The 26,621-nt window shown below is 68.9% G+C and carries 18 protein-coding genes; 12 read left to right on the top strand and 6 right to left on the bottom strand.

The features are described 5' to 3' along the window. Positions 1-60: 60 nt before the first annotated feature. From leuA to KV203_RS19495, 3 genes are all read left to right on the top strand, one after another. The gene (gene leuA / locus KV203_RS01635) at positions 61-1,884 is read left to right on the top strand and encodes a 2-isopropylmalate synthase (protein WP_066466966.1); all 1,824 of its coding nucleotides are present in this window, start codon (positions 61-63) and stop codon (positions 1,882-1,884) included. A gap of 252 nt (positions 1,885-2,136) precedes the next feature. Continuing rightward, the gene (locus KV203_RS01630) at positions 2,137-3,396 is read left to right on the top strand and encodes a hypothetical protein (protein WP_066466967.1); all 1,260 of its coding nucleotides are present in this window, start codon (positions 2,137-2,139) and stop codon (positions 3,394-3,396) included. A gap of 129 nt (positions 3,397-3,525) precedes the next feature. Continuing rightward, entirely contained in the window at positions 3,526-5,232 is a 1,707-nt protein-coding gene (locus tag KV203_RS19495; RefSeq protein WP_246600431.1) for a MinD/ParA family ATP-binding protein, read from the top strand. A gap of 200 nt (positions 5,233-5,432) precedes the next feature. Here the strand turns inward: KV203_RS19495 and KV203_RS01620 are convergent, their stop codons facing one another. Further along, complete coding sequence (locus KV203_RS01620) at positions 5,433-5,876, bottom strand: hypothetical protein (protein WP_157079653.1); 444 nt, start codon at positions 5,874-5,876, stop codon at positions 5,433-5,435. Positions 5,877-6,120: 244 nt separating this feature from the next. Here KV203_RS01620 and KV203_RS01615 point away from each other — a divergent pair, with 244 nt between their 5' ends. From KV203_RS01615 to KV203_RS01605, 3 genes are all read left to right on the top strand, one after another. Further along, positions 6,121-8,571 (top strand): PQQ-binding-like beta-propeller repeat protein, encoded by a 2,451-nt coding sequence (locus tag KV203_RS01615; protein ID WP_066466969.1) that lies wholly within the window; start codon positions 6,121-6,123, stop codon positions 8,569-8,571. Positions 8,572-8,731: 160 nt separating this feature from the next. Next, positions 8,732-9,988 carry a Mur ligase family protein gene (locus KV203_RS01610; protein ID WP_066466970.1) on the top strand — a complete coding sequence of 419 codons (1,257 nt, stop codon included), beginning with the start codon at positions 8,732-8,734 and terminating at the stop codon, positions 9,986-9,988. 38 nt (positions 9,989-10,026) lie between these two features. After that, positions 10,027-10,695: a type 1 glutamine amidotransferase gene (locus KV203_RS01605; RefSeq protein WP_066467218.1), complete on the top strand. Its 669-nt coding sequence runs from the start codon at positions 10,027-10,029 to the stop codon at positions 10,693-10,695. On the opposite strand, the gene KV203_RS01600 is transcribed toward KV203_RS01605, so the two are convergent. Beyond that, positions 10,666-11,691: a zinc-binding metallopeptidase family protein gene (locus tag KV203_RS01600; RefSeq protein WP_066466971.1), complete on the bottom strand. Its 1,026-nt coding sequence runs from the start codon at positions 11,689-11,691 to the stop codon at positions 10,666-10,668. The two genes, KV203_RS01605 and KV203_RS01600, sit on opposite strands and share 30 nt — an antisense overlap. Before the next feature lie 258 nt (positions 11,692-11,949). Between KV203_RS01600 and KV203_RS01595 the strand changes: the two genes are divergently transcribed. Further along, a complete protein-coding gene (locus KV203_RS01595; RefSeq protein ID WP_066466972.1) occupies positions 11,950-12,651 on the top strand; it encodes an SRPBCC family protein in 702 nt (233 codons plus the stop codon). 6 nt (positions 12,652-12,657) lie between these two features. On the opposite strand, the gene KV203_RS01590 is transcribed toward KV203_RS01595, so the two are convergent. Next, positions 12,658-13,941, bottom strand: a complete 1,284-nt coding sequence (locus KV203_RS01590) for an MFS transporter (protein ID WP_246600429.1) — start codon at positions 13,939-13,941, stop codon at positions 12,658-12,660. A 255-nt stretch (positions 13,942-14,196) separates the two neighbouring features. On the opposite strand from KV203_RS01590, the gene KV203_RS01585 reads away from it, so the two are divergent. The 4 genes from KV203_RS01585 (at position 14,197) to KV203_RS01570 (ending at position 21,809) form a co-directional block, all read left to right on the top strand. Continuing rightward, the gene (locus tag KV203_RS01585) at positions 14,197-18,198 is read left to right on the top strand and encodes a bifunctional nitrate reductase/sulfite reductase flavoprotein subunit alpha (RefSeq protein WP_066466973.1); all 4,002 of its coding nucleotides are present in this window, start codon (positions 14,197-14,199) and stop codon (positions 18,196-18,198) included. A gap of 98 nt (positions 18,199-18,296) precedes the next feature. Continuing rightward, positions 18,297-20,807 carry a nitrite reductase large subunit NirB gene (nirB, locus tag KV203_RS01580; RefSeq protein WP_246600854.1) on the top strand — a complete coding sequence of 837 codons (2,511 nt, stop codon included), beginning with the start codon at positions 18,297-18,299 and terminating at the stop codon, positions 20,805-20,807. Then, positions 20,804-21,232: a nitrite reductase small subunit NirD gene (gene nirD / locus KV203_RS01575; RefSeq protein ID WP_066466975.1), complete on the top strand. Its 429-nt coding sequence runs from the start codon at positions 20,804-20,806 to the stop codon at positions 21,230-21,232. The genes nirB and nirD overlap by 4 nt, the downstream gene beginning before the upstream one ends. Before the next feature lie 331 nt (positions 21,233-21,563). Next, a complete protein-coding gene (locus KV203_RS01570) occupies positions 21,564-21,809 on the top strand; it encodes a hypothetical protein (RefSeq protein ID WP_066466977.1) in 246 nt (81 codons plus the stop codon). 12 nt (positions 21,810-21,821) lie between these two features. Here the strand turns inward: KV203_RS01570 and KV203_RS01565 are convergent, their stop codons facing one another. After that, positions 21,822-23,060 carry a PucR family transcriptional regulator gene (locus tag KV203_RS01565; RefSeq protein ID WP_066466978.1) on the bottom strand — a complete coding sequence of 413 codons (1,239 nt, stop codon included), beginning with the start codon at positions 23,058-23,060 and terminating at the stop codon, positions 21,822-21,824. A gap of 634 nt (positions 23,061-23,694) precedes the next feature. Here KV203_RS01565 and KV203_RS01560 point away from each other — a divergent pair. Continuing rightward, positions 23,695-25,269 (top strand): HNH endonuclease signature motif containing protein, encoded by a 1,575-nt coding sequence (locus tag KV203_RS01560; protein WP_066466980.1) that lies wholly within the window; start codon positions 23,695-23,697, stop codon positions 25,267-25,269. Between the two features lie 173 nt (positions 25,270-25,442). Here the strand turns inward: KV203_RS01560 and KV203_RS19905 are convergent, their stop codons facing one another. Both KV203_RS19905 and KV203_RS19900 read right to left on the bottom strand, forming a co-directional pair. After that, positions 25,443-26,096, bottom strand: coding sequence for a Rossmann-fold NAD(P)-binding domain-containing protein (locus tag KV203_RS19905; RefSeq protein ID WP_255246925.1), 654 nt, complete (start codon positions 26,094-26,096; stop codon positions 25,443-25,445). An 11-nt stretch (positions 26,097-26,107) separates the two neighbouring features. Then, on the bottom strand, positions 26,108-26,494 hold the full coding sequence (locus tag KV203_RS19900; protein WP_255246926.1) for an NAD-dependent epimerase/dehydratase family protein: 387 nt from the start codon (positions 26,492-26,494) through the stop codon (positions 26,108-26,110). Positions 26,495-26,621 lie beyond the last annotated feature (127 nt).

The raw sequence follows: 26,621 nt of genomic DNA, 5'->3' as shown, positions 1-26,621 counted from the left end.
TCCGTCGCGGCCATCTCTACGTGCCGGTCGACATCCGACCACCTTCTTCACGGAGTACCCATGTCACCCGCAGATGTCTTCACTTCCGGCGCGCGCACCATCACGCCGCCGGCCAAGCCGGCACCGGCCGACCAACCGGTCTGGAACACCCAGCGCAATTCGTCCATGCCCACCTTCCGGTATCGCCCGTTCGCCGCGGAGGTTCCGGGCGGCGAGCCGACCGCCCCCTTCGAGCGAACCTGGCCGGGCCGAGTGGTCGACCGGGCACCGATGTGGTGCGCAGTGGATCTGCGCGACGGCAACCAAGCCTTGATCGACCCGATGAGCCCGGCCCGGAAACGTCGGATGTTCGACCTGTTGGTGCGGATGGGATACAAGGAGATCGAGGTCGGCTTTCCCTCGGCCAGCCAGACCGATTTCGACTTCGTCCGGGAGATCATCGAAGAGAACGCCATCCCCGACGATGTCACCATCCAGGTACTGACCCAGTGCCGCCCGGAGCTGATCGAACGAACCTTCCTGGCCTGCGCCGGCGCCCCGCGGGTGATCGTGCACTTCTACAACTCGACGTCCATCTTGCAGCGCCGGGTGGTGTTCCGGGCCGATCCTGCGGCGATCCGCAAGATCGCCACCGACGCGGCGCAGCTCTGCCTGACCGAGCAGGCCGCGTATCCGGATACCGAATGGCGTTACGAGTACTCGCCCGAGTCCTATACCGGCACCGAGCTGTCCTATGCCGTCGACGTCTGCAACGCGGTCATCGAGGTCATCCAACCGACTCCGGCCCGGCCGATCATCATCAATCTGCCGGCCACGGTCGAGATGACCACGCCGAACGTCTATGCCGACTCGATCGAATGGATGAGTCGCCATCTGGCTCGCCGGGACGCGGTGGTGCTGTCCCTGCATCCGCACAATGATCGTGGAACTGCAGTTGCCGCAGCAGAACTGGGCTACCAGGCCGGTGCCGACCGGATCGAGGGCTGCCTGTTCGGCAACGGCGAACGGACCGGCAACGTCTGCCTGGTGACGCTGGGGATGAACCTGTTCTCGCGCGGCGTCGATCCGCAGATCGACTTCTCCGACATCGACGAGATCCGCCGCACCGTCGAATACTGCAATCAGCTGCCGGTGCACGAACGGCACCCCTACGGCGGTGATCTGGTCTACACCGCCTTCTCCGGCAGCCACCAGGATGCGATCAACAAGGGCCTGGACCAGATGAAGATCGACGCCGACGCCGCCGAGTCCGATGTCGACGACATCGTGTGGCAGGTGCCGTATCTACCGATCGACCCCAAGGACGTCGGCCGTACCTACGAAGCGGTGATCCGGGTCAACTCGCAGTCCGGCAAGGGCGGCATCGCCTACATCATGAAAGCCGACCACGGCCTGGCGCTGCCCCGCCGGTTACAGATCGAGTTCGCCAAGGTGGTTCAGGGCATCACCGACGGCGAGGGTGGCGAAGTCACGCCCAAGGAGATGTGGGACGTATTCGCCGAGGAGTATCTGCAACCGATCCTGCCGCTGGAGCGGATGCGCCAGCGGGTGATCGCAGCGGAGACGGACGAGGGCCAGGACAAGATCGAAGCCGTCGTCAAGCTGCACGGAGTCGAGCAGGAGATCCAAGGCGGTGGGGACGGCCCGCTGGCGGCATTCGTCGATGCACTGGCCACGATCGGGGTCGAGGTGCGCATCCTGGACTACGCCGAACACGCGATCACCGCGGGCGCGGACGCGCAGGCGGCCGCCTATGTCGAATGCGTTATCGGCGACAAGGTCGTATGGGGAGTCGGGATCGCCACCTCGATCACCACGGCGTCGCTGCGCGCGGTCGTCTCGGCGGTGAACCGGGCCTCCCTGACCGGCCCCGAAAGTACTTAAACAGCATGCTTTTTCACTGGATCAGTCGACCGATGCCGGCGGTGTTATAGTCCACGAACGATGACCCGGCGGTGCGGGAGGCGGCGCCGGGTGCATCGATTCAGCACTAGGCACGGGGGTCCAGAGTTGCTGCTGCACACATTCGTATCCGCATCGTCCGACGTCTCTGCATCATCCGACGTCTCTGCATCATCCGACCGGGGCGGTCGACGACCTGCTCGCCATCGGACGCCGAGCGCGCGGCGAGCCGCGGTGGTCGGCGCGGTTCCGCTCGCCGCCGCCGTGGTCGGCGCCGGCATGGGCACTGCCGCGCCGGCGCAGCCGGGGGTTACCGGCCCGGCGACCCAGCCCGGGGTGACCGCGGCACCGGAGACCGCGCCGGCGCCACCGGAACCGGCGCAACCCCAGATCCCACCGGCGGAATCGGTGGGCGTGATCCCCGACCCGCCGGTGCTACCGGCTCGACCGCTGCCGGAAAGCACGCCACAAGAAGGCCCGAACTACCTGCGCAGCCCGGATTACCGCGACGACCCGGAACCCGATGCCACGGCGCCGGCGCCCCGAACTGCTCCGGTCCCGCCGGGGGATCCCGCCGGCACCCCGTACGCGCCGATCGTCCCGCCGGCCGGCAAGGTCCGGGTCGGCGACTACATCTGGGACAAGCCGGAGTGGATGTCGCCGGAACAGCAGCACAGCATCAACGTCTGGGCGGCCTACCAGGAGTGGCAGATCGCGCGATTCTGGTACGACCGCGGCATCACCGGCTCCGAAGCGGATCGGCGGGCCGCTACCTCGTTCGGCGCGGCGATGGCGACCGGGACCGCCGGCGCCGCGGTGCTGGGCACCGCCGGGGCTGCGGCCGGTGCGGTCGCCGGCGGATTGGCCGGCGCGGCGGTGGGCGCAGCCGCCGGAATCCCGGTCGGTGCGGTCGCCGGTGCCCTCGTCCTGGGCGCCGCCGGCGCCGGAATCGGCGGTCTGGTCGGTGCCGGCTTGGCCACGTTGCCGCCGCCGTTGACCGCGTGCGTGCTGGTCGGGGTCGTCGGCTGCATTCCCCAGGCGGCATTGGGTGCCACGATCGGCGGCGGCATCGGGGTCGCGATCGGCGCACCGGTAGGCGCGCTCCTCGGGGTCGTTCCCGGTGCGATGATCGGTGCCGCACTGGGGATTCCGGTCGGCGCCGGACTGGGCGCAGGTGCCGGCGCGCTCGGCCTCGGCAGCGCTGCGGCCACCGCCGGATTCGCGGGCGGTGCAGCACTCGGATACGCGCTCGGCGGCGGCGACCCGCTGTCGGCTCCGGTGCTCCCGACCGCCGCTCCGATGCCCGCCACCGCCGCGGTGCCGTCGCTGGCCGCCGTGCACGACATCGTCACCGAAACGTTCGATGTGCTGACCCCGCCTCGGGTGTCGGCGGCCGGGGCACCAGCGCCGCTCCCGACGGTCGGCCAACTCGGCGACGAGCTCGATCGCGCGGTCGAGCACTGGACCAGGATTGCCCCCGGAATTTCCCGCTGATACAAAGTTCGTCCCGGCATTGATCGCCGAATAAGGTCTTTACGTCACCCTTCCTACTGCTAGTCGAACCTAGTGCTAGCGTGAGGCCGGAAACAGAGGCCATCGCCATGCTCGGACGTTGGGGGAAGTGTGACGACGAACGAATTCAATCCGAGTCCGCCACCGTGGCTGCGCGGGTCGGCCGAGTCGGAGCCCGACCGCCGCACCGACCCCGTTCCGAGCGGCACAGCGGCCGCTTCGTCGACCGAATTCCTCTCGCCCGCAACCAGTTCGCCTGAACCAGCGGTCGAACCGAATCCGGTCGCGGCTACCGGCCCGACGCCGGGCGGAACCGGCCTGCCGCCGTTGCCGCGGCGGATCCGTTCGATCCCGCTGGAGATCGCCTACCCCGACGAGTCCGCGCCGGCCGAGTCCGGCTCGAGCGCAGCCACCTTCGCCACTACCGTGCCGCCCAGCAGCGGCTACCCGGCCCCGGCGGAGTACGACACGCCGCCCGGGCGAACGGAACCGGTGACCCACGGCTACGACACGCTGCCCCGCGCGGACTACCCGGCCGCCCCCGCGTCGGGCCACGCCGAGCCGGCCGCCGACTTCGACACACCCGGACGCGGCTTCGATATCCCACCCCGGCCAGGGTTCGAAACCCCACCCGGGCCGGGCTTCGACACCCCGCCCCGGCCGCAATCCGCGCAGCCCAGGCCGGTGTACAGCTGGGCGCCACCCGCCGACGACCGTGCGCAACACCGCGCCCGCTCGGTGGACGAGCTGCCCCCGATGGCGCCGCCCGCTTACCGGATGCACCCGCCGCCGACCCCGTCGCCGACGGCATGGCAGACCGCCCCGGCCCAACCGCCGCTCTCCCCGTCGCACCCGGCCGGAGCTCCGGTTCCGCCCGCGACCGGCGGCGCGGTCAACGACCTCAGCCTGCTCAAGCGGGCCAAGCGGCCGCCCCGCAGCGGTTGGCGGCGGGCCATCCACAAGATCTCCGGGGGCGCGATCAATCCCGGTGAATCGGCCGCCGATATCGCCTATCGCGAGCTCGTCGATCGGGTGAACCAGCCGGTACGCGGCGACTACCGGATCGCGATCCTGTCGTTGAAGGGGGGCGTGGGCAAGACCACGACCACCATCGGCCTCGGTTCGACGTTCGCCGCGTTACGCGGCGATCGGGTGATCGCGGTCGATGCGAACCCGGACCTGGGCACGCTCGCACACCGGATACCCAGGCAGACCCGCTCGACGGTCCGCAACCTGCTCGAGGACCCGGCGATCCATCGCTACTCGGATGTCCGAGCGCACACCTCGCAGGCCCCGAGCCGACTGGAAATCCTTGCCAGCGAGCAAGATCCGGCAGTCTCCGAAGCCTTCAGCGCCGACGATTACCGGCGCGCCGTGGCCGTTCTGCAGCAGTTCTACAACATCATCCTGACCGATTGCGGCACCGGGCTGATGCACTCCGCCATGTCGGGCGTCCTGACGATGGCCAGCTCACTGGTCCTGGTCACCTCCCCCGCGATCGACGGCGCGCGCAGTGCGTCCGCGACACTGGACTGGCTCGACCATCACGGCTACGGCAGTTTGGTGAAACGCACTGTTGTGGTGGTGAATTCGTCCCGACGCGGCGCATCGACGGTCGATCTGGATCAGCTCCGCCGACTGTTCCTCGACCGCACCCGGGCCGTCCAGGTGATCCCGTTCGACGACCATCTCGCGGAAGGTGCGGAGATCGATCTGGAGCTGGTCGGTAAAGCGACCAGAAAGGCGCTGCTGGAACTCGCCGCGATGGTCGCCGACGACTTCAACGGTCCGGCAAACCCGGGCGAACCCCGACACTGAGCGATGTTCGAAGTGGCTAATTTGAGCCCTGAAACTTCATTCATCGTCGGTTTGTATCGCCAATTTGGCTGCTTTGGTTAGCATTTCTACACATAATTGCTATCAATACGGGTCGAAAGCCGTCGAATAGCACCGGCCCGGGGGAACGGAAGGCTCGCCATGCGGCTCGGGGGAAACACGCAGCGACGGTGTCGACAGCACTACGGGACCCGGCTGCTGGCAGCCGCGATGGGGGTCAGCGTCGGCGTGCTGACCGGACAGGGATTGGCGTCCGCTACGCCGGGTGGCGACGGCTCGGCAGCCAATTCGGGCACGTCCGATTCGGGAGCATCTCGCGCCGGAGACAGCTCGGCCAAGTCGGCCGAAGACAGCGGGACATCAGACAGCGGGACATCAGACAGCGGGAAATCGGACGACTCAGCGGCGACGGACTCAGGCCGGAGGGACACCGACGCCACGAAAGAGCCCGCCGCCACGAAAGAGCCCGCCGCCAGCAAAGAGTCGACAGCGACCAAAGAACCAGCAGCGCCCGCGGCGGAAAGTCCCGCGGCCGAAGTAGCTGAGCCGGCCGAAGACAGCACCGCGCCGAGCTCCGAGCCGACGAACCCCACGATCGACTCAGCGACCGCACCCTCGGCGCCCATACCCACAGCGCCCATACCCACAGCGCCCCTACCCACAGCGCCCCTACCTACCGACTCCGCGCCCCCATCTACCGCGTCGGGCGCTGCGGATTCGGGTACCGCCGCAAACCAACCGCCGACCGGCTTCACCCCGGAACCGGCAACCTCGACCGTGATCCCGGACCTGGCCCCCACTCCCCTGCCGCACTCGACCTCGGCCGGCGCCGCCGTATCCGAAGCCGCCGCAGTAGCCGCGACGACCACAATGCCCGAAACCACCGCACCCGATCCGGTCGTTGCCACTCGGAACCCGGCCCGGACCGACCCCGACGAAACCTCCGCCCCGGCGGCCATCTCCACCGCAAGCCCGGACACCCCGGCAGCCGAAACCGCCGGAACCGGGACACCGGAGATCCGCACCATCGGCCCGGGCCCCGACCCCGACACCCTCGTCGACATATCTGCCGACCACACGCCCGCACCCGACAGCATCGACGCCGCGCCGGCCGCCGGTCTGCTCGCCCTGGCCGGACTCCCCCTGCTCGGCGGCGCCGGCACACCCCCCGCCACCCCACCCACCCCCTGGCTGCTCATGTGGTGGATGCGGCGCAACAGCGATGCCGGCCTGAGCGACACCGCCACGACAACCGCGGCTACGGCTGGTCAACCGCCGGTCCTGGTTGCCACCCAGATCGCCACCTCGCCGTACAACGGCGCGGTCACCTACCGCGTGGACGTCGGCGACTTCGATGGTGACGACCAGTTGCCGACCGTGACCGTGAGCCCCCTCGTGCACGGCAGCATCACCGACTACGGCGACGGGACCGTTGTCTACACCCCCACCCCCGAGGCCAGCTTTGCCGCCAGTTCACAAACCGGCGACGCCGCCGAGTTCGAGTTCGTCACTGCCACCGCCACCGACAGCACCGGCGCAACCACCACGCTCCAGCTGGCCGTCCCCATCGCCCCGATCGCCACCTACAGCCCCAGCGGATACCCGTCCTACTCGACGCGCGACAGCCGCGTCTACATTCGGGACTACCGCCCCTACGTCGGGCCACCGACGACGAGGCTGCAGATCCTCGACACCGACACCGGCGCCGTCCGGAGTGTCGCAAACCTTCCCGGCGCCGCCACCCCACCCACCGAAAACTCCGACGGCACCACGGCGTACGTCACCAGCAGCACCACCGACACGAGCTACCTGACCGTGCTCGACGTGGCAACCGGTGCCTTAACCAGCGTCGCCGTCGGGCCCGGCACCGCCGGGCCGGTCGTGCTCGCACCCGGCGACGGCCAGGGCGCCTTCGTCCGGCAGACCCCCACCGGTGCGGTACTGACCGTGTTCGACACCGCCACTGCGACCGTGACCCGCACCGTGAACGCTCCCGGCAGCGCCGCCGACCAACCTCTGGTATTCACCAGCGACGGACGCTACGTCGTCGGCACAACCATGTCCGCCGACTCCGGCGACACCATCGCCCACCTCACCGTGCTCGACACCGGCACGGGCGCCACCGCCACCGCGACACAGCCCGGTGACCCGACGAGCCTGCTGCTCGCCGCCGACAACAGCCACGCCTATCTCACCTCCGGCACAACCACAGGCGACGGCGCCACCTACCTGACCACCGTCGACATCCCCGGCGGGACCTCGACCACGACCACTGCCCCCGGCCGGCCGCGCAGCACCGCAGTCGGCGCCGACGGCACCGTCTACCTCGCCACCATCGACCCCACCGGTGCGGCAACTTTCCTCGCCGTGGACACCACCACCGGCACCACGAACACGATAAGCACCACCGAGCCCGGCGTCGGGCAGGTCCTCCTGAGCACCGACGGGACCCGCGGGTACTACGCAATAGCCGACGACCTGTATTCCGTCGACACTGCCACCGGCGCAACCCGTTTCGTCAGCGCGCCCGCCGGACAGGTGCTATCGCTGGTCAACAGCCCCGACCGGACCCACGTGTACTTCGTCTCCGACTCTGCCGAGCTGGTCGGAATCGACAACGCCACCGGCGAGATCACGTTGTACGTCAGAGCTGCAGGTGTGCCGACCACCTGGTACGGCGCAGTGGTGGAACCGACCTTCTCCCGCGACGGAACCATCGTCGCATTCGCCAGCCGCAAAGACGGCCTCGCGCTCAGCGAACCCCCGCTGTACGTCACCGCCGCCGACACCACCAACGGTGCGGTCCACACGACCGGGAGCTTCGGTGCGCCTTATCGCCTGGCGATGTCGCCGGACGGCTCAACCCTCGTAGTCGTCACCCAATGGCGAAACCCCCGCCCCCCACCGACCGGCGGAAACACGATCCGCGACGGGGTCGTCCTGGTTCGTACCGGTCTGCCGGTCGGGCCGCTCCCGATCCTGCTCGTCACCCCCGAATCGACCGACGTGACGAGCGGCGCCATCACCTATCACGTCGACATCGACGACCTCGGCAGCGAGGATCTCCCCGCGGTCGCCATCTCCGAACTCCGACACGGGGCCGTCACCGACAACGGCGATGGCACGGTCACCTACACGCCCACTGCCGCAGCGCGCTATGCCGCTGGATTGCCCGACGCCACCGACGCGGACAAGTTCGAGTACATCACCGTCACCGCTACCGGCCGCAACGGCAACACCACGACCATCCGGGTCGTCGTGCCCATCACCCCATCCGACAGCAGCACCCCATCCGACAGCAGCACGACTATCGAGGTCTGAACCCTCGATCCGCATAACCGGTAGCCGGCCGGCGCGCAACGTCCGGCCGGCTCCTCGGCCGAGCGCTGAGCCGGGCGACCCGGTCGGCACTGTGCAAGACTCACCCGGACCCACCGGATCTGTACATCACCGGGAATCAGCACAAGTCGGGAGGAACGCGATGGCGGCGAAACTCACCCCGCGCGGGCGGCTGGCGCTGCGGGCAGCCCGCCTCGCATCGTGGGCGTCGCAGCGTGCCGGGCGCGGCAAGGGTTCGATGATCGGCGGCCTGATCGCCCTGAAGATCGACCCGACGTTGCTCCGGCAACTCGGCCGGGACCGGCGCACTGTGCTGATCACCGGAACGAACGGCAAATCGACCACCACCCGGATGACGGCCGCCGCGTTGGCCACGGTCGGCGACGTGGCGACCCAGCAGGACGGTGCCAATATGGACGCCGGCATCGCTGCCGCGCTCACCGCCGCGCAGGACGCCCCGCTGGCGGCAATCGAGGTCGACGAGCTACATCTGCCGCACGTCGCCGACGCGCTGGAGCCGGCCGCGATCGTCTTGCTGAACCTGAGCCGCGATCAGCTCGACCGGGTCGGCGAGATCAATATGATCGAACGGAAGATCCGGGCCGGACTCGCCCGGCACCCGAGCGCGGTGGTCGTCGCCAACTGTGACGACGTGCTGATCACCTCGGCCGCCTACGACGCACCGAAGGTCGTCTGGGTCGCGGCCGGTAGCGGCTGGGGGCTCGACGCCACCAGCTGCCCGCGGTCGGGTGAACCGATCATCTGGGAGCCGGGAACCGACGGCACCGGCGACCACTGGCGCAGCACCGGAGCAGATTTCGCGCGGCCGACCCCACAATGGTGGCTGGATGCGGACACGTTGTACGGGCCGGACGGGCTCGTCCTGCCGATGAGCCTGACCCTGCCCGGCCGGGCGAATCGGGGCAACGCGGCCCAAGCCGTCGCCGCAGCGGCGGCGCTGGGTGCCGATCCGGCTGCCGCCGTCGCGGCAGCCGCCGGCGTCGGTGAAGTAGCCGGCCGCTATCGAACGATGCAGCTCGGCGCGCATCGGGTGCGGATGCTGCTGGCCAAGAATCCGGCCGGCTGGCAAGAGGCGCTGTCGATGGTCGACCCGACCGCGGACGGACTGGTCATCGCGGTGAACGGGCAGGTACCCGACGGCGAAGATCTGTCCTGGCTGTGGGACGTTCGGTTCGAGCACTTCGAGGGTGTCCAGGTGGTCGCCAGCGGCGAGCGCGGCACCGATCTGGCGGTACGACTCACCTACGCCGACGTACCGCACACTCTGCTGCCCGATCCGTCGGCGGCAATCGCATCCTGTCCGCCGGGCCGCGTCGAGGTACTGGCCAACTACACCGCGTTCCGCGATCTCAACCGGAAGCTGGAGGCCCGAGCGTGAGCGACCCGGTTCGGATCGGTCTGGTCTTGCCCGATGTGATGGGCACCTACGGCGACGGCGGCAACGCATTGGTGCTGCGACAACGGCTGCGGCTGCGCGAGATCGATGCTGAGGTCGTCGAGATCACCCTGGCTGATCCGGTACCCGAATCGCTCGATCTGTATACCCTTGGTGGAGCTGAAGATTCGGCGCAACGCCTGGCGACCAAGCACTTGCAGCGCTATCCCGGATTGCAGCGGGCGGCCGAGCGCGGCGCGCCGGTGCTGGCCATCTGTGCGGCGATCCAGGTGCTCGGCCACTGGTACGAGACATCCGGCGGCGAGCGGGTGGACGGGGTCGGCATGCTGGATCTGACCACCGCGCCGCAAGCGGTCCGAGCGATCGGCGAGATCGTCACCGCCCCGAACCTGCCGGGCCTCGACGCACCGCTGACCGGATTCGAGAATCACCGCGGCGGCACCACGCTGGGGCCGGACGCCACCGCGCTCGCCACCGTCACCCGCGGGGTGGGCAACGGCGTCGGCGACGGTGGCGAGGGCGCCGTGCAGGGCTCGGTGATCGGCACCTACCTGCACGGGCCCGCGCTGGCCCGCAACCCGCAGCTGGCCGATCTGCTGCTCGCCCGGGCCCTGGGTATGGACGATCTGCCACCGCTGGACCTGGCCGAGGTGGACCGGCTACGCCGGGAGCGGCTGCGAGCCCGCTGAGCGCGACGAGACGCAGATGTCGTGCACGAACCGCATCTTCGCCAGGACCGGTTCGGGCAGCACGAACGGGTACATGTCGGGGTGCCCCATCGACTGGTTCAGCATGTTCAGCGCCCAGGACAGCGGTAGCCAGAGCTCGATCAACGCATCGAACGCCGCCGGCCCGAGCCGACCCCGGGTGCGCTCGAACGTCGCCCCGGCCGGAGCGAACCCGAACTCGGCGGCAGTGTCCGCGGTGTCCCGGATGTGCAGGTAGTGCGCGAACGTCTCCGCCCAGTCCTCGGCCGGGTGCATCGTGGCGTAGGACGAGACATACTCGCTCTCCCAGCCGGGCGGGGGGCCGTCCTGGTAGTGCCGATCGAGCGCCTCCTGGTAGTCGGCGTCCGGATCGCCGAACAGCGCGCGGAACCGGGCGAGTTCTGCATCGCTGGTGACCAGCTTCGTGAAGTAGTAGTGGCCGATCTCGTGCCGCAGGTGACCGAGCAAGGTGCGATACGGCTCGTCCATCGCGATCCGCAGGCGTTCCCGGTGTACGTCGTCGCCTTCGGCGAGGTCGAGCGTGATCACGCCGTTCTGATGGCCGGTCATCACGTTTTCCTGGCCACTGCCCAACAAGTCGAACGCGAGACCGGTTTCGGGGTCCCGGTCCCGTCCGACGATCGGCAGGCCCAATTCCGCCAGCTCCAGAATCAACCGGCGCTTGGCCATCTCGGCATCGGCGAACTCGGCCATCGCAGTGGTGTCGGAATCGGCCGGTCGGGTGCGGGTCAACCGACAGGACTCGCACATGCCACCGGTCGCCGCATCGACCACCCAGTTGCATTCCGCCGTGTGCAGGTTTTCGCACAGGCAGTAGTCCGCGTGGTTCTGCGGATCGTTCAGTGCGATCAGCGCGCACTCGGACAACTTGAATCCGAGTGCGGTGCCGCAAGATAGGCAGACCGAGTTCTTGAATGCCAGCCGCTGCCCGCAATTGGGACAGAAAAAATTACGCACTTTCGCGATCCTCCTGCTGCGGTACGACGATTCGGTACCCAGATCCGGCCGGCTGCCTGGCTGCCGGCCCACTGCTCTGCAGCTTATCCGGATCTGCCGGTGTCCGCCTGCCGAGCGAATCCCGCTCTCGACCGGGTGCCGAGCGCCGACGACCGACCGGTATTCTCGCGGGCACTCGCGGCGGGTAGAGCGTCTCTGCTCGGGTACCCGACCGAGCCCGGTCAGCCCGCCCGGTCCGGCCCACGCACAGGAGTTGCCTTGAGCGAACCGTCAGCCGTCATCGATGTCACCATCGCCGCCCCGGTGGCGCAGGTGTGGTCGGCGTTGCGCGAGCGGGATCAGATACGCAATTGGCACGGTTGGGTTTTCGACGGTCTCGACCAGGAGATCGACTTCATCTACCACCAGCATGCGCTGGCCGACGACACACACCATCTCTTGCGTCTCGCCGGTCAGGCCCCGGGCGACTTCGCCACCGGGGACCGATTCGAGTTGACCGAGGTCCCCGGCGGGACCCGACTGCAGATCGTGCGCGGCCCCCGCCCCCCGGCGACGCAGGAACGGGCCGGCTATTACGACGACGTCACCGAAGGATGGACGATCTTCGCGCAGCAGCTGCGATTCGCCCTGGAGCGCCAGCCCGGCCGCGCCCGCCGCACGGTGTTCGTCTCGGCGGGCGAGCTGGGTCCGGAGCCGCTGGCGACGGCCGTCGGCACCGCCGGTGCCGAACCCGCACCGTTCGGCACACCCGGACTTCCGTTCTTCGCCGACCACGACCGGGTGGGCGCCGAAGTGCCCGCACTCGGACCCGGCCTGGTGATCACCGCCGCCGGTACCGGCAAGGAGCTGCTGGTGGTCAGCACCTACGGACTGGACGACGACGGGTTCGCCAGCATCGTCGACCGGGTGCAAGCGTTCTGGTCGCACCGGCATCCGGCGGCGGCACCGCCTGGCGTCTGAGCACGACTACCGGCTGATGAAGCCGTGATCGGGTACCCGCACCGATGGGGCATCCAGCGGATGCGATAGCTCGTCCTGGCGCATCCGGGCCGCAGCTATCGCGATCACCGCCAGCCCGATCGGAACCAGACCGGCGACCAGAAACACCGTTTTCAGGCCGACCACCCCGGCGACCGTTCCGGACAGCGCCATCGATACCGGCATGAACGCCAGCGAGACGAAGAAGTCCAGGCTGGAGATCCGGCCGAGCAATTCCGCCGGCACCCGCCGCTGCAGCAACGTACCCCAGATCACCTGGGCACCGTCGAACAACAGGCCGGTGACGAACGCGGCGACGATCATCAGCCACAGCTGCGAGGTCAGACCGAACACCACCATCGGCACGCAGCCGACACCCCACATCGTCACCATCACCGTGAGATAACGACGCGGAAGCGGGCGAGAAGCGACGATCGCCGGACCGACCACCGCACCGACGCCGAACGCAACCAGCACCAGCGCATGCTCGCGCGGCCCGCCGCCGGTGTGGTCCCGGATGGCGAACGGGACCAGCACCTCCAACGGGCCGATGATCACCAGCACCATCAAACTGGCGAACAACAGCGTGGCCAGCAACCACGGCGTGCGGGCCATGTAGCGGAAACCGTCGGCCACATCCTGGACCAGCCGCCGAGCCGACGGCGAACCGTCGTCGACCGCGCGCCGAACCGGGGTCAGCGGCATGCAGGACACGAACAGCACGGTCAACCCGGACGTGAGCGCGGCCACCGCGAGGGCGGCGCCCGGGGACGCGGCAGCGATCAGCCCACTCGCCGCGGCCGGTCCGGCGGCCTGCGCCAGCGCCGGACGGGTCATCCCTTCCAGACCGTTCACCGCGAGCAGCTGCTCCGCGGGGACCAACGCGGGCACCAACGCGGAGTACGCCGGAAAGTACAGACCACCGGCGATCCCGATCATCAGCGCACCCGCCACGAGCTGCCACAAGGTGAGCAGCCCGCTCAGCGACAGCACCGCCAGCACCGCGCAGACCGCGGTCTGGACCGCCGCGACACCGAGCAGGATGCGCTTCTGCGGGATCCGGTCGGCCAGCACACCGCCGACCAGCACGGTCCCGACCATGCCGACGGCAGTCGCGGTGGTCACCAGGGCCAGCTGGCCGGGACCACCGCCGAGCTCGACCACCTGCCATACCTGGGCGACGAGAAACATACCTTCGGCGAGCAACGAACAGACCAGCGATCCGAACAGCCACCGGTAAGCCGGAAACTGTAGGGGTTGCAACGCACGCACAGATCTCTCCTCGGCACAGTGATGATGATTTCGCGTGATTCCCGTTTTCCCCGCACTGCCAGATTGACGCTTCGAGCCCCGGGAAGGCAACCCGATTTCGCGTCCGCACGTCACCGACCTCGGGACTGCGCGGGCGAGTTGACCTCGGCGTAACCCGTCCCTCGGTAGATCGAAACACGGCTGACCGACCGTGGATGCGTGGCTGGGACGAGGACGGCGAGCACCGTGTGCGGGTACTGCGGCGTGGGCTGCGGAATGAACCTGCAGGTCAGCGCCGGCAAGGTCACCTCTGCCAGCGGCCGCGCCGACCATCCGGCCAATCGCGGCCGGCTGTGCACCAAAGGCGCCACCACCGCCGACCTGCTCAACAGCGGCGGGCGACAGACCACCGGGTTGGTCCGCGCCGACCGGGACGCCGAGCCGGTGCCGGTCTCGGCGGAGGTGGCCGTCGCCGAGGCCGGCCGCCGACTGCGTGCCATCCGCGACGAGCACGGTCCCGACGCGATCGCGCTCTACCTGTCCGGCCAGATGTCGCTGGAGGCGCAGTACCTGGCGACCAAGCTGGCCAAGGGGTATCTGCGGACCAGCTGGGTCGAGTCGAACTCCCGGCTGTGTATGGCCTCGGCCGGCACCGGCTACAAGCAGTCGCTCGGCGCCGACGGCCCACCCGGCAGCTACGACGACCTGGACCATGCCGACGTGTTCCTGGTGATCGGGTCGAACATGGCCGATTGTCATCCGATCCTGTTTCTCCGAATGCTGGACCGGGTCAAGCAGGGCGCCACCCTGATCGTGATCGATCCACGCCGCACCGCGACCGCCCGCAAGGCCGACCTCCACCTGCCGATCCGACCCGGCACCGACCTGGCCCTGTTGAACGGGCTGCTGCGGCTGCTGGTCGACGCCGACGCCATCGACCCCGAGTTCATCGCCGCACACACCGACGGCTGGGCCGCGATGCCGGCACTGCTGGCCGAATACCCGCTCGACCTGGTCGCCGAGCTCACCGGCCTCGCCGCGGCGGACATCCGGCGAACAGCCGAGCTGATCGGCGGGGCGGACAACTGGGTGAGCCTGTGGACGATGGGGCTCAACCAATCCACCCACGGCACCTGGCACACCAACGCGCTGTGCAACCTGCACCTGGCCACCGGCGCGATCTGCCGCACCGGCTCCGGACCGTTTTCGCTGACCGGTCAGCCGAACGCGATGGGCGGCCGGGAGATGGGGTACATGGGTCCCGGGCTGCCCGGCCAGCGCAGCGCGCTCGATCCGGCCGATCGCGCCTTCGCCGAGCACATCTGGGGTCTGCCGCCCGACACACTCCGGCCGGTCGCCGGCGGCGGCACGGTGGAGATGTACCGGCGGATGGCGGCCGGCGAGATCCGGGCCGCCTGGATCATCTGCACCAATCCGGTTGCCTCGATGGCCAATCGGGACACCGTCATCGCCGGGCTGAGCACCGCCGACACGGTGATCGTGCAGGAGGCGTTCGCCGGCACCGAGACCGCGGCCTATGCCGACGTGGTGCTGCCGGCCGCGCTGTGGTCCGAGGCCGAGGGGGTGATGGTCAACTCCGAGCGCACCCTCACCCACTGCAGTCCGGCCCTGACCCCGCCCGGCGCGGCGCGGCCGGACTGGCTGCTGATCTGCGACATCGCTCGCGAACTCGGCTACCCGGACGCCTTCGACTACCCGGATGCGGCCGCGGTGTTCGCCGAGCTCAGCCGGTTTCACAATCCCCGCACCGGCTGGGATCTGCGCGGGGTCGACTACGACCGGCTGCGCACGGGACCGGTGCAGTGGCCCGCCGCGCCGGGCGGGCCGGCGCGGAACCCGATCCGCTACCGCAACGACGGGATCAGCCAGGATCGCTACACCGCGCCGGACGGCAGCGTGCCGCAGCTGGCCTTCGCCACCCCCGACCGCCGGGCCCGATTCCTGCCGCGGCCGTATCTGCCGGCCGCCGAGCTGCCCGACGACGACTACCCGATGCTGCTCACCACCGGCCGGCTCGCGCACCAATGGCACACGATGACCAAGACGGCCCGCGTGGCCAAGCTGAACGCGCTCGATCCCGCACCGTTCCTGCAACTGCATCCCGAGGACGCCGCGCGGATCGGGGCGGAACCGAACGGTTCGGTGGAGGTACGCAGCCGGCGCGGCCGCGCGGTGCTTCCGGTGGCGATCGACGACGCGGTCCGTCCCGGGGTCTGCTTCGCGCCGATGCATTGGAACGACGCCTTCGGCGCCGATCTGGCGATCAACGCCGTGACCAGTGATGCCGTCGATCCCGAGTCGCTGCAACCGGAGTTCAAGCTGTGCGCGGTCGCGGTGACCCCGGTGGCCGCCCCGGTCGAGCCGCCATCCGCCGATTCGGCCGAACCGGACACCGATCCGGCGCTCGCCGCGCTCGCCGCCATCCTGGCGCCGCACGCGATGATCGGTCCCGGTGCGCTCGATTCCAGCGAAGCCGGCTTCCTGGGCGGCTATCTGACCGGGTTGCGCGCCAACCCGCCCGCCGGCCGGACCCCGACAATCCCCCGACAGACACCGCTGTCCCCGACCGTTCGATCGTGGTTCGAGGGCGTGCTGGCCGGGGTGTTCGCCACCGCGGCCGATCCCGCTCCCGATCCGACCACCACGGCACCGGATAAACCTGCGGTGCAACTGATCTGGGCTTCCCAGACCGGCACCGCCGAGGGCTACGCGGGAGAATGCGCCGCCGCGCTCGCCGCGGCCGGCATCGCGGTGACCGTGCACGGCGCGGAGGTGGTGTCGGTCGCCGATCTGACCGGCACAGCGCTTTTCCTGGTGGCGACCACCGGCGACGGCGACGCCCCGGACAACGGGCTGGCGTTGTGGGACGCGCTCGCCATCGCCGAACCGGGCGAGCTGGATCAGTTGTGCTACGCGGTCCTCGGCTTCGGCGATCCGGCCTACGCCGACTTCTGCGGCTTCGCCAAGAAACTCGACGCCCGGCTCGAACATGTCGGAGCGACTCGGATTGCCGACCGGGCACTGTGCGAACCGGACTACGCCGCGACCGCAGCCCGCTGGCTGTCCACCGTGCTCGCCGCGCTGGACCCCGGCGACAGCACCGACACGCCCGCCCCGGTGGGGGGCGTGCCCGCCGGCGCAGCACCGAGCTACTCACGCACCAACCCGTTGCGCACCACGCTGCGGGCCGGGGTCCGGCTCAGCGGACCGGAATCGGCAAAAGACGTGCGCACGTTCACGTTCGAGCTGCTGGCTGCCGAGCTACCGTACCGCGCCGGGGACGCGCTGGGCATCCGCCCGGTGAACCGGGCCGCCGTGGTCGCGGAATGGCTGGACCGAACCGGCTTGGCCGGTGCGGCCCCGATCGCCCTCGCCGAGGAGCGAATGCCGTTGGTGCAAGCACTGACCGAGCGACTGGACATCACCCGGATCACACCGGATCTGGTCCGGTTCGTGCAGGATCGGGCGCCGTCGGCCGCGCTGGCCACCGTGCTCTCCCGACCGGCCGATTTCGCCGGCTGGACCCACGGCCGCCAAGCGCTCGACCTGCTCGCTGAGCATCCGGTCACCGCCTCGATCGACGATTGGCTGGCCGTGTTGCACCCGATCACGCCGCGGCTGTACTCGATCAGCTCCAGCCCGTCGGACACCCCGGACGAGGTGGCGATCACCACCTCGGTGGTCCGGTTCCAACGCGGCGACCACACTCGGCATGGGCTGTGCACCGGCTACCTGGCCGAGCTGGAGCCGGGCGCCGAAGTCGACGTGTTCGTGCAGCCCACCCGGCATTTCCGGCCACCGGAGGACCCGGACACCGCAGCGGTGATGATCGGCCCGGGCACCGGCGTCGCACCGTTTCGCGGCTTCCTCCGCGAACGGGCGGCGCGCGGCGCCGGGGGGCCGAACTGGCTGTTCTTCGGCGAGCAGCACGAAGCCTGCGATTTCTACTACCGCGACGAACTGGCCGAACTGCAGGAACGGGGCGTGCTCACCCGGCTGGACCTGGCGTTCTCCCGGGACGGCAGCGAGCGGGTGTACGTCCAGCACCGGATGCGCGAACATGCCGCCGAACTCTGGCAATGGCTCCGGCGCGGCGCGCACGTGTACGTCTGCGGCGACGCCGCGCGGATGGCTCGCGACGTGGACGAGGCGCTGTGCGGCATCGTCGCCGAACACGGTCAGATGGCGCCGAAAAGTGCTCGTTCCTACCTCGCCGCGCTCGCGGCCGAACAGCGCTATGTGCGCGACGTCTACTGACCCAGCGCTATGTCCAACAACGCAGCGTTATGTCCAACGACCAGGAACGAGGAATACCTGTGAACGCGCAACGCACGGCCGTCGTCGTCGGCCACGGCATGGTGGGGCACCGATTCGTCGAAGCGCTGCGCGCCCGAGATGATTCCGCCGCCTGGCGGGTGGTGATCCTCGGCGAGGAAACCGACCCGGCATACGACCGGGTGGGCCTGTCGTCCTACGTCGGCAGCTGGACCCGCGACGATCTGGCCCTGTCCGGCAACAGCTATCCCGACGACCCGCACGTGGTGCTGCGGCGCGGCGAGCGGGTCACCGAGATCGACACGGCTGCACGCACGGTCGGCACGTCGACCGGCGCGGAGCTCGACTACGACGCGCTGATCCTGGCCACCGGTTCGTACCCGTTCGTCCCGCCGGTCCCCGGCCACGACCTGCCCGCCTGCCACGTCTACCGCACCCTCGACGACCTGGATGGAATCCGGACCGCTGCCGACGCCGCGTTGGCCCGTGATCCGGGCGCGGTCGGGGTGGTCGTCGGCGGTGGGCTGCTCGGCCTGGAGGCAGCGAATGCGCTGCGGTTGTTGGGATTACGCCCGCATGTGGTGGAGTTCGCGCCCCGGTTGATGCCGCTCCAGGTGGACCCGGCCGGCGGCGAGCACCTGGCCCGGCTGATCCGCGCGCTCGACATCGACGTCACCACCGGCGCCGGCACGTCGGTGATCGAACCGCTGCCCGACGACGCCGGCGTCCGGGTGACGTTGAGCGACGACACCACGATCGACGCCGCACTGGTGGTGTTCTCCGCCGGGGTCCGGCCGCGCGACGAGGTGGCTCGCGCCGCCGGGCTGGCGGTCGGCGAACGCGGCGGCGTGCTCACCGACCTGGCCTGCGTTACCTCCGATCCGGCGGTGTACGCGATCGGCGAGGTCGCCGCGGTGCAGGGCCGGTGCTACGGCCTGGTCGGCCCCGGCTACGCCACCGCCGAGGTGGTCGCCGACCGGTTGCTCGGCGGGGACGCCGAGTTCCCCGGCGCCGATCTGTCTACGAAACTCAAGCTGCTCGGCGTCGACGTCGCGAGCTTCGGCGACGCACACGGCACCACGCCGAACGCGCTGGACGTCGTGGTCAGCGATCCGATCGGCGGTACCTACGCCAAGCTGGTGCTCTCCGACGACGCGGGCACGTTGCTCGGTGGCGTGCTGATCGGCGACGCAAGCCAGTACGGGATTCTGCGGCCGCTGGTCGGGTCCACCCTGCCCGGCGACCCGGTGTCGCTGATCGCGCCGGCCGGCGACGGCCCGGCCCTCGGCATCGGCGCCCTGCCGGACGACGCGCAGGTGTGTTCCTGCAACGACGTCAGCAAGGGCGCGCTGTGTGCCGCGATCGCCGACGGCGCCTGCGAAGTCGCGGCGCTGCAGGGCTGCACCGGCGCCGGCAGCTCGTGCGGTTCTTGCGTGCCGTTGCTGTCCCAGCTGCTCGCCGCCCAGGGGGTGGAGCTGTCGCAGGGGTTGTGCGAGCACTTCACCCAATCCCGGGTAGAACTGTTCGAGCTGGTGCGGGCCAGTGGCATTCGCACCTTCACCGGGTTGATCGCCCGGTTCGGCACCGGCACCGGGTGCGATATCTGCAAGCCGACAGTCGCCTCGATCCTGGCCTCCACCAGCTCCGAGCACATCCTCGACGGCGAGCAGGCATCGCTGCAGGACAGCAACGACCACTTCCTGGCGAACATCCAGCGCAACGGCACGTACTCGGTCGTGCCGCGGGTGCCCGGCGGCGACATCACGGCCGAGCAGCTGATCCTGATCGGTGAGATCGCCCGCGACTTCGGCCTCTACACCAAGATCACCGGTGGTCAGCGGATCGACATGTTCGGCGCGACGGTCGATCAGTTGCCGCTCATCTGGCGCCGGTTGGTCGACGGCGGGATGGAATCCGGTCAGGCCTACGGCAAGTCGCTGCGCACGGTGAAGAGCTGCGTCGGCACCGATTGGTGCCGATACGGGCAGCAGGATTCGGTGCAGCTGGCGATCGACCTGGAGTTGCGGTATCGCGGGCTACGCGCGCCACACAAGATCAAGATGGGCGTATCCGGCTGCGCCCGCGAGTGCGCCGAGGCACGCGGCAAGGATGTCGGGGTGGTAGCCACCGAAAAGGGCTGGAACCTCTACGTCTGCGGCAACGGCGGGATGACCCCGAAACACGCTCAGCTGTTGGCCGCCGACCTGGATCGGGACACGTTGATCCGCTATATCGACCGGTTCCTGATGTATTACATCCGCACCGCCGACCGGCTGCAGCGCACGGCCCCCTGGCTGACCTCGTCGGCCGGCGGGCTGGACCGGCTACACGCGGTCGTGGTGGACGATGCCCTGGGTCTGGCCGACGATTTCGAAGCCGACATGGCCCGCCACGTCACCGGCTATTCCTGCGAGTGGAAGGGCGTGCTCGACGACCCGGACAAGCTGGCCCGGTTCGTCTCGTTCGTCAACGCGCCCGGCGCACCCGACCCGACCGTGGCCTTCGAAACCCGCAACGGACGCAAGGTGCCGCTGCTGATCGGCACCCCGACGGTGCGCCCCGCCGACGACTCCGAGGAGAAGATCGCATGACACCCGAGGTCCGCATCGAGCCCGCCATCCGCCGCTCGGCCTTCGACCTGCACCGCTGGACCCGAGACTGGACGGCCGCCTGCCCGCTGAGCCGGCTCCAGCCGTTGCGCGGCGTCGCGGTGCTACTGCCGGACGGCGGGCAGGTGGCCCTGTTCCGGCTGGCCGACGACAGCCTGCGCGCGGTCGGCAACATCGACCCGATCGGCCGCGCCGCGGTGCTCTCGCGGGGCATCGTCGGCGATCGCGGTGGCTTCCCGGTGATCCAGTCACCCCTGCGTAAGCAGGCATTCAGCTTGTCCGACGGTCGTTGCCTGGATGCACCGGAGGTCGCCATCCCGGTCTACGACACCCGGATCGCTTTGGATGGAACGGTTTTCGTCGCGAATACGCCCGATATCCGATTCGGCTATCGCCGCCCGGCGTAGCCGGCCGCGCGTAGCCGGCCTTCCGACGGCGCGAGTGCACTACCCGCATGACGAACACGGTCACCGCCGACCTGAAGTCGATGCCGACCGGCGCCCTCGTCGAAACTCTTCAAGACGCTCGACGCACCTTCGATGACCGAAATGCAGGGCGAGTTCGACGGCATGCCGTTGCATCAGCCGAATCCGTTCCGGACCGCAGTGGCCTTCGTCAAGGTGGTCAACCCCGCTGTATCCGTGGCTCGCCAAGGGATTTCGTCCGATCGACCAGAGCACCGAGCGGGGATACAACATCCACCGCCGACTCGACGGCCGGGAGATCCAGCGCGACCCGATGGTCACCCGGATCGCGACGTCGCACATCGACGGGCGGCCGGCTTTCCAGCTCGACTATCGCGCGTTCGACACCGTGAACGGCCGGATCAACCTGGTCGACGACGTACGCCGGGTGCAGCCGGGGCGCTACCTCGGCTTCGGATTCTGGGGATTCACCGACAGTCAGCGCCGCGTCCTGCAGCCGTTCATCCTCGAAGCGACGTCGCGGCAGTACCGCGGCGACATCGGAACGCTGCGCGCCTGAGTCCCGGGAACGCTAGTGCGCGCTCCCGACCGCAGCGCCCCCGCGCCAGTACTGAATCTCCAGCGCCATAGCGACATTGAGGGTGTTCTGGTCGAGCGGTCGGGGTAGCAGCTCGTCGGCTTGCTTGAGCCGCCGCAGCACCGTATTCCGATGGGAGACGAGCCGGTCGGCGGCACGCGAGGCATTGCACTGTTCGTGCAGGTACGCCCGAACGGTTTCGCGCACAGCGGGCGCCGCCTTCTCCAGGGCGCCCAGCGTATGTGCCACGAACCGGTTGGCGCGGTCGGGGTCGGTCGTGAGCAGGAGGACGCCTTCGACGTCGGCATAGGTTCCGACGCGGTGATCGGTATCCAGGCGCGCCATCGTCTGCTGGGTGCTAACCGCATCGAGATGCGAAACCCGGAAGCCGTCGATGCCGTGCCCGGTCGAGCCGATGGCGATCTGTACATCCACGACAGCACCGATAGCGCGGTCCGCGTCGCGCAACCGGGCATCGTCGGCGTCGGCGATCCAGAGCCACACCGTCCCGGGACCGGCGACGATGCGCAACCTCTCGCGAGCAGCAACGTGCCGGGCCAGCGCGTCGGCGACCCGTTCGAGTTCGGTGAGTCGGGGGGCTGCGACGGTGGTCCACACGACCACTGCCGTGTGCGTTCGGGCGAGTCGATAGCCGAGGGTCTGCTCGGCGGTGGAGCGGCTGACCTTACGACCGTTCAGGATATGTGTCACCATCTCGCGCAGTTCGGAATCCCGGTGCCGAGAAAGTAGTTCACGCTCCTGCTGGATCTGCTCGGAGGTTGCTGCGATCGTCGCATCGACGAACTCCGAGATAGACCGGGCCGTGACGTCGAGCATCTCTGCCAGGTCGTCCGGATCGGACTTCAGCGCAAAAGCGATCTTCATCCAGCGGCGCCAGGCGACGTTCTGACCCAGGCGGTAAGCCTCGAGATTCGACTCGTCGTAGCCGCGTCGAGCAAGCACGCGTGCCGCCTCGACGGGCTCCTCGGTGTTCGGCGCGACGGGTACTCCGGGTCGGCGCAGGTTCGCACTGACCCAGTGAATGAGGCTCGAATGGGTGCCCCGGAGGATGAACGCCCGTAGCTCCGGATCGTCGGCGGCCTGCCGAATGGTAGGTGCGGCGAATGCCGCCGTATCGATCTCGTCGAACCAGTCGGGCGGCGCGGCCAAGGCAATCTCCGCAGCCCGGCGAATGAGCTCTTTCACCGGCTCGGACGGCTCCTCCCAGGACATGGGGAAACCCTACGCACGGTGGTGCACTATGCACCCTCGAATCGGAATATCGAACGCTGAGCATCTTGGCGTCGCGTGGTTCTCGGCACATGATCGACAACAACGTCACGACAGTTCACGAAGTCAGACGATGGAGCGCCGACATGACTATCGCCATCGCCGACCCGGGGGTCAGGCTGCCCCCGGGGCCTCGGTACACCACCCCGAAACAGCTCCTGGACTTCGCGTTCAACCGCACCCGAATGCTCGGTGACCTGCAGCGTCGGCTGCTCCGACCTGGCCGGACACGGTGGCTACGGTTACCGCTGCCGACGCCGCGTCCAACGGGATCTGCACGGGCTTCGCAGCGGGTGAAGAACCCGCTCTACCGGTCGCGGCGCGCGTTGCGCACCGGCGCCGAGCTGCGTACTGGTATCCGGCAGACCTGCCTCAACGAGCTGTTGGCAAACGAGGAGCACGTCCAGGTCGAAGCAACCTGGGGGGATCTACCAGCGAATGATCGCGGCCCTGTCGCGAACCCGATCGCTGCCGGAAACCTGCGGATTCAGGCCACGACCGCGCGGTCTCGACGGGGATGAGCCGGCTTTGGGTCTGGTTTCTTGCCGTATCGCCGGACGTTCGATAGTATTCGAACATGCATTCGAGTGACGGGGATTCGGACACGGTGGCCGACACGGTTGCCGTGATCGATGCCGCGCTCGACAGCCTGGCGGTGTTGTTGCCGGATTCGGGTACTGCCGCGTTGGGGGTGTTGCAGGCGTTGGAGCGGGTGCAGCGGCGGGTGACCGGTCTCGGGTACCGGTTGATCCGAGTCGTCGCCGAAGCCCCCGGCGAGGAGTTCGGTGGGCAGCGGTCCCGGGATGTGCTCGCCGATGCGTTGCGGATCACCCCGAAAGAAGCGTCCGCCCGATTGTTCGAATCCGCGGACTTGACGCCCGGGTTGACGATGACCGGACAGTCGGTGGAGCCGGTGCTGCCGGCGACCGCAGGCAAGGTCGAGGCGGGTGTGATCGGGCGTGATCACGTGCGGGTCATCCGGACGTTTCTGCGGGACCTGCCCACCGTCGTGGATTATCCGACTCGGGTGGAGGCGGAGAAACAGCTCGCCACCGTCGCGGTCACGGTGCGGCCGGACCAGCTCCGTAAGGTGGCGGTTCATCTGGATGCGGTTCTGAACCCGGACGGTTCGCTGTCGGATGATCGTGATCGCGCCCGTAAGCGTGGTATCCGGGTCGGGGAGCAGGAACGTGACGGGATGAGCCGGGTCACCGGGTATATCTCCCCGGAACTGCGGGCCTATCTGGAAACGATCCTCGCGAAGTACGCCGCCCCCGGAATGTGTAACCCCGACGACAACACCCCCGCCGTCGATACTGCGGTCCGTGATGGTGAGGTGTCCGACGATCGAGCCCGCCGGGATCAGCGGACCCCGACCCAACGTAACCACGACGCGTTACACGCGGTCCTGCGCGCAGCGATCGCGTCCGGCGACCTCGGTCGGCATCGGGGGTTGCCGGTCACGGTGATCGTCACCACCACCCTGCACGACCTGGAAACCGCCGCCGGTACCGCCGACACCGCACCCGACACGCAGGGTGCGGTGCCGGGCGTTTACCCGCCCGCCGGGTCGAACCGGTCGAGCGCCGGGCCGGCCGCGCTCGTGCCATGCCTGCCGGTGCCGGGTCGTAGCCCGGGCGGGAACGGGGGGAAAGCCACCACTGCCGGTGGGACTTTGATCCCGTACCGGGATCTGATCCGGATGGCCAGCCACGCCTGGCATTACCTGGCCGTATTCGACACCCACACCGAGCAACCGTTGTACCTGGGCCGGTCCAAACGTCTCGCCTCACCCGACCAACGGATCGTCGCGACCGCCCGATACGGCGGGTGCAGCTTCCCCGCGTGCGCTCGGCCCGCCCTCGACTGCGAATACCACCACACCACCACCTGGGCCGAGGGGGGATGCACCGATGTCACCAATCTCGCCCCCGTCTGCGGGCATCACCACACGCTGGCCGACCAAGGCTGGGCCGTGCGAGGTGACCCGCGAGGCCGGATCGAATGGCTCCCACCCGCCTGGCTCGACCCGCACCGCACACCCCGAACCAACACCTACCACCGCCCCACCCACTGGTACCGCCACCCCCGAGGACACACCAACAACACCACCAACCCCACCGGCACAGCGAACAGCCCACCCACCACATGAACCCGGAGTGGCTACCGAGTCAGCGGGCCGCCGGATCATCACGGAAAATGCCGATCGGCCGGGCACCTCAGAGCTCCGCGAGTGACCGCGTGGTGGCCGAGATCACCACAGCACCGGACCCCCCGGATCTCGACCACACCCCACACCCTCGATTGGGATGAGCCACCAAACGGCTACGCCCGAGCCAGTCCGTCGTCGATCATCTGCTGGAAGTGCTCGGTGACGGTCTGCTCGATCGGCCGGAATTGGATCCCGAGTTCGGAACGGGTACGGGAGTTGTCGAAGCGCAGCGGAAACCCGACGTTCCGGTCGACGAATTTGCGGGTGAGGCCGCTGACCGGGCCGCCGAGCTTGACCATGAATTTGGGCAGCTCCCGGCTGGGGAACGAGAGACGGTTGCCGAAGTTCTTACGCAAAATTTTGCTCATGCCGAGCAGGCTCACGGTCGTCGCGTTCGCGATATACCGGTCGTGCGCGGCAGGAGTGAAGCCGGCCGCGATGTGCAGGCGTGCGGCGTCTCGCACGTCGACGACGCCCATCTCCAGCGCGGGAGCGCCGACCGCCATGGACATGTCGGTGAAGTGGGCCATCGTCGTCATGCTGCCCGACGCACTCGCGGTGGTCAGGGACGGGCCGAAGACCAAGCCGGGGTGAACGGTGACGAGATCCCATCGATCCTGTGCCTTCGCGATCTCCCAGGCGGCCTGTTCGGCAACGGTCTTGGAGTACGAGTACTCCTGATGATCGGGCGTGCTGGTGGTGTTCCAGTCGGTGTCGGTGAAGGCGTCTTTTCCCTTCATGTCGACGATGTCGCCGTAGATCGCCACGACACTGCTGGTCAGGACGACCCGCTTGACCGACTCGGTCTGGTCGACGCTGCGAGGACATTGCGGGTGCCTTCGAGCGCCGGTCGGATGAGCTGCTCCTGGGGGTCGTCGATCCTGCCGACCAAGAACGGCGAGGCGGTGTGGATGACGAGTTCACAGCCCTGCATCGCCGCGGTGTAGCTGCCGTCATCCAGCAGGTCGGCTTTATGCAGCATCAGCTTGCCGGGATGCGCCTCGGCAAGCTTGTGCAAGTGCTCGAGGCCCTTCGGCTTGTCCGGATTACGCACCGTCGCGCGCACCGTGTTGCCGTCCTCGAGGAGGTACCGCACGATCCAGCTCGCGAGGTAACCGCTGCCGCCGGTAACCAGCACGGGTGCCGCCGGGTCAATGGTGGTCATGGGAGTCCTTCCGTGGCGCGCCGACCATCACGTCGATGTCTTCAGCTTCACGCGTTGCCGAACGCTCGGACAAGAGTGCTGGCGCTCAACATTCTGCGGGGACGGTGCATCGTGCACTGCTTGTTCG

Origin of the sequence: Skermania piniformis (genome assembly GCF_019285775.1) — a bacterium.
In the GTDB taxonomy this organism is placed as follows: domain Bacteria; phylum Actinomycetota; class Actinomycetes; order Mycobacteriales; family Mycobacteriaceae; genus Skermania; species Skermania pinensis.
Note: the sequence above shows the minus strand (reverse complement) of the source record. Positions and strands in the feature narration are given on the sequence as shown.